This is a genomic window from Gilliamella sp. B2911, from assembly GCF_026536965.1.
Classification (GTDB): Bacteria; Pseudomonadota; Gammaproteobacteria; order Enterobacterales; family Orbaceae; genus Gilliamella; species Gilliamella apicola_E.
Genome location: NZ_JAFNNA010000006.1, coordinates 20,931 through 38,441, shown reverse-complemented (window position 1 = coordinate 38,441; position 17,511 = coordinate 20,931). Strand labels below are relative to the sequence as shown.

The 17,511-nt window shown below is 32.1% G+C and carries 9 protein-coding genes; 5 read left to right on the top strand and 4 right to left on the bottom strand.

Going from position 1 to position 17,511, the window contains the following annotated elements; translation table 11 throughout:
- Nucleotides 1-74: 74 nt before the first annotated feature.
- The 3 genes from J3U27_RS06755 to J3U27_RS06745 form a co-directional block, all read right to left on the bottom strand.
- Nucleotides 75-713, bottom strand: a complete 639-nt coding sequence (locus J3U27_RS06755) for a TetR/AcrR family transcriptional regulator (protein ID WP_267377103.1) — start codon at nt 711-713, stop codon at nt 75-77.
- 181 nt (nt 714-894) lie between these two features.
- Nucleotides 895-2,127 (bottom strand): serine/threonine transporter SstT, encoded by a 1,233-nt coding sequence (sstT, locus tag J3U27_RS06750; protein WP_065734369.1) that lies wholly within the window; start codon nt 2,125-2,127, stop codon nt 895-897.
- Nucleotides 2,128-2,330: 203 nt separating this feature from the next.
- Nucleotides 2,331-6,719, bottom strand: a complete 4,389-nt coding sequence (locus J3U27_RS06745; RefSeq protein WP_267377102.1) for an autotransporter outer membrane beta-barrel domain-containing protein — start codon at nt 6,717-6,719, stop codon at nt 2,331-2,333.
- A 593-nt stretch (nt 6,720-7,312) separates the two neighbouring features.
- Here J3U27_RS06745 and J3U27_RS06740 point away from each other — a divergent pair.
- From J3U27_RS06740 to J3U27_RS06725, 4 genes are all read left to right on the top strand, one after another.
- Entirely contained in the window at nt 7,313-10,687 is a 3,375-nt protein-coding gene (locus tag J3U27_RS06740) for a DUF6138 family protein (RefSeq protein ID WP_267377101.1), read from the top strand.
- Between the two features lie 251 nt (nt 10,688-10,938).
- Nucleotides 10,939-12,090 carry a hypothetical protein gene (locus tag J3U27_RS06735; RefSeq protein WP_267330167.1) on the top strand — a complete coding sequence of 384 codons (1,152 nt, stop codon included), beginning with the start codon at nt 10,939-10,941 and terminating at the stop codon, nt 12,088-12,090.
- Nucleotides 12,090-13,460 (top strand): DUF6384 family protein, encoded by a 1,371-nt coding sequence (locus tag J3U27_RS06730; protein WP_267377100.1) that lies wholly within the window; start codon nt 12,090-12,092, stop codon nt 13,458-13,460. The genes J3U27_RS06735 and J3U27_RS06730 overlap by 1 nt, the downstream gene beginning before the upstream one ends.
- Entirely contained in the window at nt 13,454-14,911 is a 1,458-nt protein-coding gene (locus J3U27_RS06725; protein WP_267377099.1) for a hypothetical protein, read from the top strand. Before J3U27_RS06730 ends, J3U27_RS06725 begins: the two co-directional genes overlap by 7 nt.
- 577 nt (nt 14,912-15,488) lie before the next feature.
- Here the strand turns inward: J3U27_RS06725 and J3U27_RS06720 are convergent.
- Nucleotides 15,489-15,626: a hypothetical protein gene (locus J3U27_RS06720; RefSeq protein ID WP_176701530.1), complete on the bottom strand. Its 138-nt coding sequence runs from the start codon at nt 15,624-15,626 to the stop codon at nt 15,489-15,491.
- Between the two features lie 604 nt (nt 15,627-16,230).
- Between J3U27_RS06720 and J3U27_RS06715 the strand changes: the two genes are divergently transcribed.
- Nucleotides 16,231-17,505 carry a dimethylsulfonioproprionate lyase family protein gene (locus tag J3U27_RS06715; RefSeq protein WP_065563091.1) on the top strand — a complete coding sequence of 425 codons (1,275 nt, stop codon included), beginning with the start codon at nt 16,231-16,233 and terminating at the stop codon, nt 17,503-17,505.
- Nucleotides 17,506-17,511 lie beyond the last annotated feature (6 nt).

Here is a 17,511-nt window from a genome sequence, read left to right as displayed (position 1 = left end):
TTGTGTTTGTAAAATAAGATGGCGTTTGTAAAATAAGACGGCATTGGTAAATAAATCAAAATTAACTTTTGATATTAATTGATGATTTTATCAAAAAAAAGTTGCATAAACAGATCTAAAGGTTGTGATTTTTTTATTAATTTGCTTCGAGTTACTGCACCTTCCCAACCAATCCAAAAAAATTCTGCAAGTGCTTTGCAGTTGGCTTGTGAACTTAATTCTCCAGATTGTTGTGCCAGTAGTAAGCATTTTTCAAGTTTGGCTTGCCAATTTTGTAAAATTTGTTCAAGTATTTGTGCATACCCATCCGGTAATAACGATTCTTCTTGTATCAATTCACCGATTAGGCAACCTCGATTAAAATCATATTTTGCCATACCTTGCTTTGCATCTTCATAAAAAGCTAAAATTCGATCAATAGCTGAAGCAATCGATGAATTGGTTAAATGCTTATCTAATTTGTGAGTAAAAAAACTGTCATAGCTAGCTATAATTGCTATTCCAAAGTCTTCCTTACTTTTAAAGTAATGATAAAAAGAACCTTTGGGGACTCCTACCTGCTTTAAGATTCTTTCAATGTTTGATGAAATATACCCATAAGTAGTCATCAACTCTACTCCACTACGAATCAAGGCAGATCTTGTCTCATTACCTTTTTTTGTATTACCTATTCTTGTAGGTGTTATTGCAAAAGTATTTTGATTAATTGACATAGAGTTCCAACATATTAGGTGAATATCAATGATTGAGCTTTAAATTATGATAAATAGTCATATCACTAAATGCAATAATTGGCCTTGTGATTAAACCTTTTTAATTGTAAAAAAGCCTGATAAATTTATTATTTATCAGGCTATTAAAGTAAGTACAAACTAATTTCTAAATATCAAAAAACTATTTTGTTTCATTACGTTTTACTTTTTCTGATACTGCACCAATAAATACAACATCACTTGATGAATTAAGCGCAGTTTCAACCGAATCTTGAATAACACCAATAGCTATACCGATACCAATAACTTTAGCTGAAATTTCGTTAGGAATTCCAAACATGCTACAAGCGACAGGAATAAGCAGTAATGAACCACCTGCGATTCCTGATGCACCACAAGCACATATACTCGTCACAATACAAAGTAATACTGCAGAAAGAATATCAACGTCTATATGCAAAGAATTTACGGTAGCTAACGTTAAAATAGTGATAGTAATTGCCGCTCCTGACATATTAATTGCTGCGCCCAGTGGTACAGCGACAGAATAAGTATCTTCATCCATTTTTAATTTTTTACAAATTTCGATATTAACTGGAATATTTGCTGCTGAGCTACGAGTAAAGAAAGCAGGAATAGCACTATCTTTTAATGAGGTAAAAACCAATGGATACGGATTTTTACGCATTACAATATAAGCTAATAATGGATTAATAATCAATGCCACAATTAACATACAAGACACTAATACAACTAATAGATGAGCATACTTAAGTAATTCACCAAATCCTGTTTCTGCAAGTGTTGAAGCAACCAAACCAAAAACCCCTAATGGAGCAAAACGAATAATGATTTTTACAATGAATGAAATTGCTAAAGAAAGATCGCTCATCATCGTTTTGGTTGTTTCACTTGAGTGTCTTAATGCAATACCAATTCCGACTCCCCAAACAATGAGCCCAATATAGTTAGCATTAACAAGCGCATTAACAGGATTGTCTATCATTTTATTTAGCAGAGTTTTTAATACTTCAATAATACTACCTGGAGGCGTTAATTTGCTCTGATCCGCAGCATCACCTAATGAAATATCAGAAGGAAAGATGAAACTAGCAATAGTTGCTAACAAAGCGGCCAACATCATACCCGAAAAATATAGGGCAAAAAGTTTACCCATATTAGCGCGTTTACCACGTTGGTGATTAGATATTGACGCAATAACTAAAATAAGTACCAAAATTGGCGCAACGGATTTTAAGGCATTAATAAAGAGCGAGCCAATAAAAGACATATTTAACGCAACTTCTTGAGAAATTGCTGCTAATGTTATACCAAAGAGCAAACCCAAAACAATTTGAGGAATAAGCCCTACTTTAAAATAAAAACGCACCAAAGGATTGGTTGAATGAGTCATGGAACTTCCTTATATAGCAAAACGATGCAAAAACATTACCATAAATAAATCTTAAAACTATAAAAAAATTATTATGATAACTATTTTTTATATGACTTAGATTAATTATTAAGATTAATTATTTTAAATGAATAAAGAAAAAACCGATACTTTCTATTAAAAGTATCGGTCAGGAAGATAAACAACTTAGTTTATTACTCGTGTTACCAATTAGCTCTTATTCCTAAAGAGCCATTAATTGGCGACTTAACGTTTGCATCACCACTATTAGACCAAGTATGACCAATCTCAGTATAAGCACTAACTTGATTATTAAATTCATAACTACCACCGATAGCTAATTCCGTGCTTGTATAACCAGCACCACTATTAAATTTAGTTGAAGCTCTGGAACAATCAAATCTTATACGATCTGAACCATCGGGTGAATAGTATAAATTTAAACGAGTATAAGGACGAAACGTTCCTAACTCTGACTGGAAATGATTTTCAAGTCTAGCACCCACTCGGAAAAGCCATGAATCATTATGACTTTGTTTGACGGTGGTATTACCACTTATATGACTATTATTAAGATTCATCCATTGGTGAATAATTTGAAACTGAGGTTCAATTCGCCAATCATAATAATTTAAATCAAATGGTTTACCGACTTCCGCGGAAGCACTTAATCCTTTTCCCTTTTGTTTACTATTTTTATTATAATTTGGTTTAATGTCTACTTTATGACGCCCCCCTTGGAACACCAAATCTAAGTAAGCCCCATTCTCATCCATATAGTTACCATAGAGACCTAAGAAATAACTATTTGAGCGATTTTTTCCTACATATCCTTTCATACTACTGGCAAAACCATCAACATCTAAACTACCATGTAAATAACCGAAGTAACCACCTACACGCCAATAGCTATCTTCTTCTTTCCAGATATCGCTACCTATTTGGAAACCAGTATAATTCCCTTTGCTATGTGTATCAGCTATGCCATTTTGTTTTATATCTGTGCGCTCAGCGATTATTCGTCCCCAACTAATTTTTGAGTCTGGTAGTAAAGTATTACCAATACGTTGATGCATATTTGCTTGCATAATTAAATCAGCCTGACGTAATTGTGCCGCTACCCCAGCAAACATTGGTACTTCTTTACGATAAGCAACCTTATTCGGAGACACTGGATTAACAGGTTGCTCTGGGTTTGTTGGGTTTGTTGGGTTTGTTGGATTGGTTGGATTCGTCGGATTAGTTGGATTAGTTGGTTCAGTAGGTTTACTAGAACGTAAGTACCAGTTATTATTTTGTTGATTAATATCGCCTTTATGTAAATAGTATTCATAAGCGCCCACATCTAAATGTGATCCTTCTAAATTAAATGCATCGTTCGAACTTACACCATTAACATTGACAATTTCAATACCATTCGTTTTGCCAGTATCTGCACCTAATCCACCAATATTGGTTATTTTAACCAATGTATTTCCGGAAGCATTCCCTCCAATAAACAACTTATCAGTTGAGCTACTACTATCTTGCAATACTGTATCAAGCAAAAGCTGACCATTATTACCAATATAATTACCGGTTATAGTTAGATGATCTCCAGTAAAATTATTATTCAGCGCAATAGTACCACTATTATAAACATCGCCACTTACCGAAGCTTGATGTATCCTTGGAACAAAATCTAAAATAGCATTTGAATTTAGAGTAAGCTTATCGGTATTTAAGTTACCAGTTAATGATAACCTTCCGTTTGAACCAACATTGATATTTTCCCAGTTAAGAATCGCTACATCACCACGAATACCTACTGAATCAGAAGATCCAACTAGATGGGTACTAAAATTAAGAACATCCATTTCATTCGATGAACTAGCTCGAATATTTTTACGTCCACCATCAATCATGGTTAAATCTGAAATATCAGAGCCTTGATTGATATTAAGCGTATCATCACCTGTTCCTAGTAATATTTTACCACTTACTTTAGAACCACTATTTAAATTAACAATAGAATTGGTCACATCATTTCTTATTGCAGTACCAAGAACAGAAGAAACATTAGCACCATCATTAAGGTTAATATTAGTTGTTGTGTCTGATTTACCCGTTGTATAGATACCCGCATCTAAATTATTGTTTACATCGGTCCCATTCGCATAAACCGTATCATAGATATCAATAACCGTTGAGCCAGTACCACTGTTATTGATTGTTATTCCATTATTTTTACCAAAAATTGTTCCAGAATTTTGTTTAACATTAACATCAGTGCTTGTACCACGATTATTAATAACTATACCAGCTTGTTGTTCACCACTAACCGTTCCATAAGTAGTAATAGTTGTAGAACCAGATCCTGTATTCTCTAATTCTATGCCATTTCTTAAACCATTAAGACTACTGGTTGCTAATTGTTGAACAGTCAAGTTAGTAGCATTATTTTCATTTATAGCATAAATAGCATCATCTTGATCAGCTTCAATGTTGCCATTTAAGAGAATTTTTGTTTCACCATTTCCTTTATTTGTTAAATTGAGTCCTTTATTATGGCCCTTAACAAAACCTGAGTCGTTCAAAGAAACAATTAAGTTCTGTGCCCCAACATCATTAAGCACAAAAATGCCATCAGAATTATTACCAAAAACCTTACCTGCAATTTTTATTTCAGTCGTCCCACTTCCTTTATTGGTTACATTAAGTCCATTATAATTACCTGTAATCGTACCTCCAAATTGATCAATATTAAGATTATTGGCTGTACTATTATTTAAAACGAACAAACCATGTTGTTGAACACTCTCTAAATCGCCTGAAGTTTTTACACTTGTTGAACCGACACCATTGTTAACTAAATTAACCGCATTTAATAAACCTTTGATTTTTCCTGCTATCTGAATTAAATTTAAGTGACTTGATTGTGTACCATTTTGAACTACAACGCCTTCATTAATATCGCCTGTTACTGAGCCACTAAGATTAACATTTGTATTCCCTTTTCCATTATTGGTTAAATTTATGCCACGAAGTTTGCCAGCAATACTACCTGCTGATTGGATTATCGTTAAATCACTTGATGTATTACCGTTAGTAACCACAATACCATCATTTTGATCACCAATAATATTTTTAGCTGTTTGAATTGACGTATAGCCCTGTCCATTATTCGTTACATTTATGCCATTAAGATTTCCATGAATTGTGCCATTTGACTGAATAACGCTCATATTAGAGGTTGTCGAATTGTTATTGATTGCCCTAATTCCATCGTTTTGAGCACCTTCAACAACACCAGAAGTTGAAATGATCGTCGACTTTTTACCATTATTAGTGATATTTATGCCATTATTATGACCTTTAATCGTACCTGATATCTGATTTAATTTTATATTACTAGAACTAGTTCCATTTACAACTACAATACCATCTTGTTGATCACCCTGAATATTATTTTTAGTTGAGATAGTGGTATCACCATTACCATTATTCAATAAATTCACACCATTCACATGACCATAAATACTACCGCCTAACTGTCTTAAAGACATAGCAGTTGATGTATCTGAAAGATTTTTAGCAACAATACCATCAATTTGCTCACCTGTTACCGAACCAGAAATGATTAAATCACTAAATCCATTACCATTATTAAGAATATTAATACCGTTATTATGACCTTTAATTTGAGAATCAGCCATTTGCGTTAAAAAGACATCTGATGTTGTACTTGACGACTCTGAATAAATTGCATCATTATTACGACCTTCAACATAACCAGCAATGGTGATATCAGTTTGTTCCTTACCATTATTATAAGCGGCCAAACCATAACTTTGCCCACTAACCTCACTGCCATCATATTGATTAATTGTGATATTCTTGCTATTAGTGCTATTTTTTATAAATATACCTTCACTACTCAATCCATTCACATTACCGGAAACAATGATTTCAGAGATACCATTACCTTGATTTTCAGCACTTATTCCACGATTATGCCCTTCAATACTGCCTCTTGATTGATTAATAGTTAAATCGGTAGATTGAGTCCCATTGAGCACTGATATACCGTTATCCTGATTACCAGAGATTATTCCAGCTGTATTAATAATGGTTAAACCTTTACCATTATTAGTAGCCTCTATGCCCGATTTACTCCCTCTCGTTTCACCACTCACTAATTGTGTTATTTTGATATCTTGTGAATTGCTACTATTTTGAGCATTAATTCCATCCCCTCCGTTACCAAAAACTTTCGCTAATGTATTGATGCTCAAAATACCATTGCCATGGTAATTAATTTCTACCCCATTTTTACTACCTGTAATAGATCCATCAGATTGGACAAAAGAGAAAATATCAGAAGAATTTGTATTTTCATACCCATTACCGTTGGGATTATTTACATCACCGGTACAAGCCTGATTATTTGGATCGCTAGTAATACACTGAGCAAAGCTTGGATTTGTCATTGCTAAAGTTATGCTCGTTGTAGTAATAAATTTGATTAGAGATGCTTTACCTTTAAATTTTCCTTTCCTTGAATTACTAACAGCATATTGTGAATTCAAAATTAACTTATTTATTTTATTCATATTTTATCTCACTAAATCTTTTATTGGTTATAATCCAATTTTTAATTTAAAAACATGAAAAACTTAATTAATGAAACTCTTGAATAATGTGATCCTTACATTTCAAAATAAATACTGGATTTATTTTTTAAATAACTTGGATAACATGTTAATAGATAAAACAATTATTACTTTATTGAAAAACAAAGCTCAAAATTATTTTTAAATATTTAAGATGGAAAAAAGAAAAGTATTGATAGTTCAGAAATATTAAGGAATTAACCTTTCAAAAAAATGAACTATCAATTGCTAGTTGTACCATATACCATTAAAAACAACAATAAAATTATAAAAATTTACATATAATAATGTAAAGTTTCTTAAAAAACTGCTAAGCAATATTCTAATTCGAAAGCAATTATAGAAAATTATTGTTAAAAATTAGTCAATAACATAATTTATAGTAATAAAATTATTCATCTCGGTTTTACTAAATCAACACACACATAATGGTCGTTTTTATAATCAAAATTTTATAAACTAAAAAGTTATATTAATTACTTTTCAATTTATTTATAAGAACTGACATAGAATTATAATTAGGAATATAGGAAATGAAGTATTATCTGGAGTTTAAGGATACATTATCGAATAAATTTTGGTATATCACCCAACAAGACGAATCCCTAACAATCGTATTTGGTAAGATAGGAACAAAAGGACAAACACAAGTTAAAACGTTTTCATCGCCTGCCGATGCGGAAAAAGAAGCCAACAAACTGATCAGATCGAAAATCAAAAAAGGCTATCAGGAAAAAGCGATCCCACCAGCGCTTGAACAATCAACCTGTACAGAAAAAACAATCATCAAAATGCCCGATGCCCCAAAACCGAAAAACCACCCCAAACCCACACCACCCAAAGATGTGATTGATGACGGTAAAGAAAAACCATGGTTTTACCTCGACGAATGGGTTGGTGAAGGTCAACCTAACCCATTTGATTTTGAAGAGTTACGTAAGGTTCCGCCTAAAAAAGTTGCTCCAGTTAAACAACCACCAAAACAAAGTAATACTCCGATTAAAAAAGAGACAGTCACCAAAACACCACAAGAACAAGAATTTGATAACTTAAAAGTTTTGTTACGGAAATATATAAAGCAAGGTGAGCAGTTCGATATTGAAGCTAAGTTCGAACAATTAAAAGCGTTAAGTCCAAACAATAAGGAATTTCAAATTTTCATCAAAGATATGCTTCAAATGATATTTTCAAAATTTATGAAGAAAATATCACCGATTCACTTTGATTGCATTCCTTATCTTTTGAGAATCAGAGATCCAGAAATTCTTTTCCAAGAAATCTTTGCGCAAGGTGTGATGAAATATATTTATGACCGTTATCAGACTCATTCCGAATCAATCCATTATCTGGCTGAACAATATCTTACCGATTATCCGGTACAAATGGTGGATAAAATAGTTAACGCATTACAGAGTATTTTTGAAACTACCCAGACAGAAGAAGATGAAAAAAATACTCCAGCTAACAAATTCCCTGAAAATGTTTGTGGCTTTAATATCACCTTTGATTATAAAACGCTGGAAATATATGCTTTATTCAATGAACGAAATTCCAAACGCTATTATTCAGAAAGTCTAAATGAGCTAGAATATGATGGGACTAGTTATGGCGTTGAGATAAATAATCAATACTTTGTTCCATTACTTACCGAAAAACTTCAAAAAATGCTGGATGATGGTTTTTTTGGTGGTATGACTGATAAATATTTCAGAATTGCCCTTTTCCAAACAGATAATATTCTTATTGAAATACCAATAGAACAAACCTACCGACAAACAAGGATATTTAAGCTTGAAAGCGACCTAAAATATCTCGAGCAATCAGAAGAATATTATGCAGATTTGCTAACTGACACGATTGAGGAATATTTTGCCCTTAATGGCGTTATTGAGCAATACGATACCGATAGAATTTTAGCATTACTAAAAAAATATATTTATTCATGTGAAAAAGAGGCTGAATCGAAAGGACGTTCTCTGTTAAGGAAATACAAAGATTTTGATTATAACAAATGGAGTTTAGTTTCTTTACAGTTTGAATGGGAAAATTTTAGTTATAAATATGCTTATAACGGTGTTGAATGCTTAGTTGATAAAGGATATGAACCAGCAATTATACAAAAACAAGCATGGGATAAACTGGGCATTATTGATAACAAGCCTGATATTAAACTAGAAAAAAAAGACGATCCAGACGATCAATCAGAAACCGAACGTTTTTATGATACTTTTACTGAAACTGATGTTTTTTGTGAAACTGACACTATTATCGCCAGAGCCATGCCAACTGACGGAGAAATTTATTTACGCTTTAAACAAGAAAGCGAACAGGCATATTCCGATGCGCTTGATTATTTAAATAACTTAATGGCAAAAGGTTATTCAAAAATATTTGAGGGGCATTGGCTTCATATTTATTTTGTTGCCAAGCCTGAATACTATTCTGAATTCGCTAAATACGTTGAAGAATATGAAGACTTTGAAGAATTAGAGCTAGGGGCAGGAGGAATCGCCTGTTGTTCACATGTCTTTTTCCGCAAAGCAGCCATGTACGAAAGTTTACATGATAAAATAAGAGAGTTTGTTGACTTAACCATGTATGAACTTGATTATAGTTTTGATTTACAAGATGAATATAATTCAGTCGCCGGAGCATTTGCTGCTATTGCCCTGGCAATGACGGATGTGAAACATATGGATTTGGCTATTAAATTTGCACTTGAAACCGATGGTGACCATGAATATTTGGCAGGTAATTTTGGTATTGTTCTTGAAAAATATTGGGGTATTACGCCCGAAACTGCGGTTGCGATTGCTCTATTGCAATTAACTCAAGGTCAACATATGTATGAATTATCCAGTCAATTTTATAAAATTCCGCAAAATTTAGCTAGTTTGACCGATTATTACAGTATGAACGAGCCAAAAAATCCATATTGTAAATTGAGTTATTTAGTAAAATATCTTTTTGGTAAACCTAGTGATAGTCTTAAAAAGTTAAAAAAATTATTTAATAATGCAACGGATCCGCAAGAAAAGTTGATATATGCAGATTTTCATGATTTAGTTTTAGAAGCTCTTAAGGATGAAGATGAAGTTAGCGGTCAACCAATTATTTATAACATCCCACCTAAGCCAGAAAGCGATTCCGAATCGCTAATCATTAATGAGCAAGATTTTATCGAAAATCCACCTTGTGTCATTACGCCATTACAAGCTAAAAAGCGTGGGTTTAATATCGATGAATTAGATTCTGATGGTTCATCGTGGGAAGCATTTATTTTTGCCCCATTAACGATAACTAATCCTTATCTATTTGACCATCTGATTGAATTTATTAAACCTAGGAAAAAAATAACCGCTAACTCATCTATCATTTGGGGCGCTGGACAAGCGTACCGTTTTGGTCAAAAGGTCGTGATTGATTTTAGTGGCACACCTTATCAAGTGGGTATGGGTATTTATGGTAAAAACCAAGCTCAGCTAATTTATGGAGTAATGGATTTTGCTAAGATTGCAGATGCAATGAACAAACAAGCGCCCGATAAAGAGAAATTATTCGCACTGCGAAAACAATACTATTACTTCGATAGTCCAAAAGGAAGCCCAAACATTGATTACTCCAAGCCCGGTATGATGTATTTGGATGAAGCTATAGCCGCCGGAGTTTTGAAGGATGATAATTATCGGGCAATCAAACAGCTTGAAAAAATCACCCCGGATATGGGCGAAGCCTATGATGCCTCACTACTGTTTAGGGCATATATGCAGCAGAAAAAACTAGATTATGCATTGGAGAGAATGGAAAGAAAACTCGATACTACTGAACTAAAACAGGTGTACCAAACTGCACAAAAACGCCTGCCACAATATCAAGAATACTGGCAGGAAAAGTTAGCAAAATTATAAAAAAGATGCAAATGAAATTAAAATGGACCTCCTTCTAGGCCTATAGAACTAAGAGGAAGTCAAATCTAGGTATATTCAATAATTTGGATATTATTACCTTGTTCATCTTTAGCTTAGTTTTTTATCACAGTTTAATTAAAATTTATATTTCACAACTAATTAATCCTAATTTGTGATAACTTTTTTAGTGATATATAATCTTTTTAGTTTTCTTAATTAACTAAGGAACAATAGTTAAAGGAATATTAAACATGTCTAGTCAAATAGTTTCATATGTAGATAGAGCAGTACAGTTGTTGAATAAAATCGGCATCATGGTTAAACCTCAGGCTGATGCGCCAATTTTAAAGTTATTGGATAATGTTGCTGAAATTGATAAAAATCGTATTATCGCCATTGCTCACACTTTGCAACAACAAAGCGCATTTAATGAAGTAGTCCGGGAACAAATTGATGGCGTACATGTTTCTGATCGCTATTCTAATATTGTCAAGCATTTTGATAGTATCCGTACCGATATGGAAAAAATGCTTGGTTGGTTAGATGACGGAAAGTTAGATCTTTTGGAAAAAATTAAAATGGGTTGGATGACATTTCAACGTGGTTCTATTCCTGATCGTTTTAGTTTAATAAAAAAAACCTATTTAGATGTTTCAAAAGAAACAAGTAATCAAGTCGAGCGTGAACATATTATTTTAAACGCCTACCAAGATTTCCGTTTTGGACTAAAACAAGCTCAAATCGTTGCTGAAGAAGTACTGCAAATTGCGACAGATCGTCTTGAAGAACGCAAACAAAAATTAACCGACGCTATTGCTCAAGTTGATAATTTTACAGGTGATGATCATGTCGCTCGAGGACGATTAGAACTTGCTAGAGACGAAGCTCTACGCAATGTACAACAAGAAGATAGCCGTTATCAAATCATCTTAGATCTCGCCAATAATTTAACCGTTTCTTATAATTCTGCCGAAGCAGTATTTGCAAGATTGCAACAAACAACCTCCATAAAAGAGCGTGTCTACCAACAAAGTGTAAGCTTTTTTTCAACCAACGAAATTGTATTTACTGCATTAAGCGCTTCTATAACTTCATTGACAGGTTTGAGTGAAAGCACTAAAACACTAGAAGCAATGAAAGATGGTATGAATAAAGGCATTGAAAGTATTGCTACTTCAGCTAATAAGCAACTTGAAGAAGGTTTAAGAGCTGGTTATGGTTCGACGATTAAAGCTGATTCTTTACGTGCATTAGTTGAAGCCATTGTCAATTATCAAGAATCAAGCCAACAATTAATTACAGAGCTAAGAAATGAATCGATTGATAATGCTAAAGAAATCGATCGTATAGTGGAAGATGGAAAACAGCGCTTTAATAATATTATCTTGAAGGTTGATGGTTAATGCAGGATGTTAAACTTAGTGACCAACTAGGTGCAATGGCAATAATTGATGAATTATATCAAAAACAACAATTACTACTTGAGCACCTTGACCGCGAAGGATTACGAGCTAATTTAAAAGAAAACATTAAAACCTTCTATGAAGCCAAAGGTCAAATTGTGGACGATAAAATCGTTGATGAAGGAATCGATCTTTGGTTTGATAATCGGTTACGGTTTGTTGCACCTAAACGTCCTTGGTTTCAACATTTTCTAGTTCGTTGTTATATCAAAAGAAAGTTAATATTTAGCCTTTTTAGCATATTCTTATTTATTTTAGCCTTAATCTTTTTTAATAATTTAATCTATACAAGAGACGTTAGACAAGAAATTGATAGTTACTATAGTCAAATATTAGCGTCGGAAGATTCATTAGCAGAATTACGCAACGAGTTTAAGCAAATTGATAAAACTTCTGTTCATTATGCGCAGATTCCAGTAAAAAATTTAAAGACCTTAATTTCTAATCTACTTAGCCAGAAAATTATTCCCACAGTCACCAAGCCAACCATTAACGGGGCTTTTATTACAGATGATGAAAATAGTTTAGTTAAACAATTTAAGCAAATTAATGACTCAGTAACCACTAAATTGTCGGATATTAGAACTCAATTAAATATATTAAAAAAATTATTGGAAGATGATAAACGGCTAGCTAATTTAATAGATGATGATGAGTTTATAAAAACAAGCAAAGAGTATCACGTACTACAAAATGCAGTCGATACCGTTCTTGATAATCTTAATCAAGGACAAAGAGTTATCGATTTCAATCAAATTGAAACACTTTACAATTCCACAGAACGAGCAAAAACCATTATAAATAAAATTCAGATTGATAATCAGAAATTATTAGCCCTAAAAGTTCCGAAGTCGGATATGGTACCTGTTATTGCTTTACAAAGTGATTTACAAGCTGACCTAAAAAATCTCAACTTTGATAAGTTTGAAAATTATCAACAAATGATGTCTTATTATTTCAATCTAGCTCAAACTAATTTGACACTTACTATTGTCGACAAACCTAATTATAAATCAGGAGTTGAGCGCACCCACGAAAAAACAAACGGTAAATCTTGGTATGTGATTGTCACACCAACAACATCATCCGGAATAGCAACACCGCTATGGGTAACCAGTATTGAAACAGGTGAAAAGAAACTCGTAGATATGTTTGGTCAGCAGGTTTCTCAAAAAGAATTTAATAAGGTTAAAAAAGATAAAATTGCCGATGGGCATATTGATGAAAATAAATTATGTAAAAAACCAATTGGTCGTCTAGAATTTAACTGTCCTAATACAGTTAAAACAGGTAGGATTTTAGAGTGGTAAATATGCAATCTAGCAATATTGAACGAAGTATTGAAATAAAACTTCAGGAAATCTTTAGTGCAATCGAGAAAACTAATAACGAGGTGCAAAACTCTCGTCAAAAAATCCTTGATTTGACAAATAAACAAGTAGAGATTTATCAAAAGATAGCGACTATTTATCTATTAGAATCTCCCCAAAATAACGATTTGGAAATTCAGAAAATCATTAAACAGTTAAAGGATTTAAACTGTAATTTAAAAAATAAATCCAGTAATTTAGATCATTTTATTGCTGATTCCCAACAAAAAATGGATGAAACATTATTAAAATTAGATGAATTAACAGCGGAAAAGATTCGACAACTTGAAAGTGATGCAGATTATCTATCACTATTAAATAATTATAACATTACTAAAGACGAGCTAACCAAAGAAACAAAAAACTTCAAAAGTTCACAACAAGAATTTTCAACCAAGTTGAAACAATATCAACAAAATTACTATTACAATTATTTAATTAATCGTCGCTTTGGAGAGAAAAATTATAAAGCCTTCAAAATATTTCGTTATTTAGACTCATGGGTAGCAAGGTTTATCAATTTTTCAGAAAATTTCAAAAATCATAAAATGCTTAAAGATTTATATAAAGAATCTCAGTTACGGTTTAATAATAAAAAACGAGCATATGAGCAAGCATTAAAAGCAAAAGAGCGGAAAGAACGCGAGGTTGATACTAACCTAAATTTATCTAAATTGAAAAAAACAATAGCGCTAACTGAGCAAGATTTAGCACATTATAAAAAACAGAAACAAGATACAGAAAATACCTTACAAGAACTTCAAAAAGGCAATAATTCGCAGTTTAAACTAATTTCAAATCAATTAGTTAAACTGTTACAAAAACAATCTTTAAGTCAACTTAATGATTTAACATTACAAACTAAATCAACAGAAGATGATAAATTATTAGAAAAAATTGTCGCGATAAATAAACAAATACTTGATATTGATGCATATCTGGCCTCGTTATTAAAAACGCTTAACGAATTAGACAATGTTTATAATCGTTTTGAACAAACATTCTATTTATTTAGGGAAAACAATATTCCTAGCTCAATTTATGAATATAACATACCATCGTTCAAGCTTAATGATTTATTAGACCAGCTATTTAGCAATCAAATTTTTCCAGAAACAGTTGTTCAAACCCTTTTTGGGTATAGAGCAATAAGGAGAGAATTAAAATCATCTAATCATAATTCAGGATGGGCGAGTGACAATTCATCATCAAGGAGATCTTCTTCTTTCTCTTCATCCTCTTCACACTCATCATCATCATCTTCCTATTCGAGCTCATCATCCTCTTCGGATTCTTCCTCCTCGTCATCTTATAGTTCATCAAGTGACAGTGGGTTTTCATCCAGCTCATCAACAGGTGGCGGAGGTTTTAAAACGACTGATAGTTTCTAATCAGGACAAAAATAATCGTGTTTATAAAATTTTAATTACTGCTTTTAATAGCAAGAATTTCAAATTCAAGCAATGAGATCTGTTGCTAATGTATCAATTTATTTGTATTGTTGCTTTGTGGGTGTTAAAAACCAGAAACAGCATAATTATTCATTATTAACTTATTAATTAATGAATACAAAAATAATAATGTTTTAATTATAAATAAGTTAACCATAACGGCTAGCTTATTTAATTATAAAGCTTAAAATTCCACAAAATTCATTAAGAATTAATCGTTTTTTATTCCAGATTAAATAATAAAACATCTAAAAAATTTCAGAAAAAATTTTGTGTTAAGATGAAATTGGAGCGGGAATCGTTCTTTTTTATTTAAATTTAATTCATTGAAATGTAATCATTTTAAAAAAACTATATAGTACTAATGTAGCACTTTCTATTGTATACCTATTTTAATATGAGAGAGCGGTTAACCAATACAAATCACCTAGAATGCACAAGGGAAAAGACTTTAAATCGTTATGCGGTATGTGAGCTAACCTAAATCATTTCTATTAACTGATAAGATCGTTATCGCCTAGCGCGCCCAATGCTTTAGTAAAAACGATTTATTTGACAAACCAGCATAAAAGAGTTTTTCACAAAAAACTGCATCAACAGTATTAAGTGCGACACAAATAATAGCTAGACATTTTCTTGTTGATGTAGTTAGCATCGGCTTTCCTGACTGCATCAGCTAAATCGTAGTCGTTATTGTTAAAAGGTATCTACGAAAAAAAAGATTCTGTTTGCTGATGAATAGTCATCGCATTATCTATCGTAATGTTGTAGTTAACAGCCTTGTTTTGTTCTATCGTTACTTACTACATCCTAGTTATAGTAAATCAATAAGGTATTTTATAATCATTTAGTTAGATCAATTCTGCATTATTGAGCGATTAAGAAAACATCTTTATCGATAGCTCTTTAAGGCAAAATTAATTTATTTGAGTGATAACAAGGATATTTTTATATCCTATAAAAGTTTTTTATTGGTTAATATAACGACTAAAATAGGCATAATACTATTTTCAAAAGTAACAACTTAAAATATAAAATTTAATATATTGTATACTTTACTCATTATACTTTTATACCTAAATGCATATTACCTATAAATAAATCTAAACTAACCATCATTTATTAGCATGAAGCTAAAACCATCGTTAACATCTATTGGAATTACCAAAAAAACATTCATAGACAACCGGTCTATTTTATTGTTTAATAAATTGAACTAAAGAAGTATTTTTATACTCAATATATAAATAAGGAATTTTATGAAAAAACAACTCGCTCTGATCATGCTAGTCTTTTGTAGTATGAATACTTTAGCTAAAACGGATGTTCCTAGTTTTATTGATTCAAAGTCTATTGAAAATGCTAAATTTATTTGTCGTAATGCTCCACAGAATTATTCTGATGAAGAAAAAATACTAGTTGATAAATTGTGGGATGAAACCATCATATATTTAGGTACTTTAGCAGAAGCACTAAGTACATCTCAGTCACCTGATTGCACAAATTCTGACACCGCTATTATACAAACAGGTTCGTCTATCTCACCAAATAAACCAATACGCCAATGTATTATGGATAACCGGGATGTACAAGTACTTGTTAAGCATTTGTATACAATTGTCCATAATAAAGAAAAAGCGTTTCAATGTTTTTCACCACAAAAAAGAATAGATGGATTATATAGTCCTAATGACACATTAGAAAGACAATCAGATGTTGCTATGTGGTTAAAACGACCATCATTACATAAATACTATCAAAATAGTGACAAAGTTCAAATTCAAACCGCTGGTACTAAGTTTTCAGAACAATTTTATTCAGTTACAACTGATGATTCTATCAAAATGCCACTAAATTTTGTAAATGATATCAGTGCCAGAGCACTTCCTACTCTTTGGGCTAGTGTCGGTTGGGTTCCGATGTACTCAACAAATACAGAAAGAAACCAACACACAGGAGATGAAAATTTTCGTGCGGGTTATGCTTATGCTGAAATTATGGGACATTGGGGGTTGCTACAAATTGATTCAATTAATGGTGAAGCAGTAGGAGCTGAAATTGGTATGACAGTTCAATCAGGTAACACTTTTTACCCTTATCATCATCATGACACAAATGAAATCTATTATACAATTCGAGAACCATCATGTAATGATGGAATTAAACAGTTTGTTGTCTCTCCAGAAGAAAATATTTTTACCTTATTATCTTCATTGCCAAATCAATTAGTTATTCAATTAGAAGGATCTAAAATAGTGGATTTAGATAGTTATTGGGCGCCAACAACCCCTTCAAAGGATGCTTTATTATATATTCCCAGAAATTCGATTCATGCTTTTAATCTAACAGAAAAAAAATGTGATAATCAAGATTATGCTCATGTAACCGTATGGGCAAGAACTAATGCCCATGAAAAAAATGAAGATTATGGTACAACCAATATTTGTCGATTAAAGGATACAACATTACCCAAAGATACCATTAATAAGATAAATCCAGATATTATCTGTTATATCAACAGAACTAGTAAGTAGTATTTT

Excerpts from the sequence above, each read along its gene's own strand:
- J3U27_RS06755 (WP_267377103.1), bottom strand. The coding sequence starts at position 713 with ATGTCAATTAATCAAAATACTTTTGCAATAACACCTACAAGAATAGGT.
- sstT (WP_065734369.1), bottom strand. The coding sequence starts at position 2,127 with ATGACTCATTCAACCAATCCTTTGGTGCGTTTTTATTTTAAAGTAGGG.
- J3U27_RS06745 (WP_267377102.1), bottom strand. The coding sequence starts at position 6,719 with ATGAATAAAATAAATAAGTTAATTTTGAATTCACAATATGCTGTTAGT.
- J3U27_RS06740 (WP_267377101.1), top strand. The coding sequence starts at position 7,313 with ATGAAGTATTATCTGGAGTTTAAGGATACATTATCGAATAAATTTTGG.
- J3U27_RS06735 (WP_267330167.1), top strand. The coding sequence starts at position 10,939 with ATGTCTAGTCAAATAGTTTCATATGTAGATAGAGCAGTACAGTTGTTG.
- J3U27_RS06730 (WP_267377100.1), top strand. The coding sequence starts at position 12,090 with ATGCAGGATGTTAAACTTAGTGACCAACTAGGTGCAATGGCAATAATT.
- J3U27_RS06720 (WP_176701530.1), bottom strand. The coding sequence starts at position 15,626 with ATGCTAACTACATCAACAAGAAAATGTCTAGCTATTATTTGTGTCGCA.
- J3U27_RS06715 (WP_065563091.1), top strand. The coding sequence starts at position 16,231 with ATGAAAAAACAACTCGCTCTGATCATGCTAGTCTTTTGTAGTATGAAT.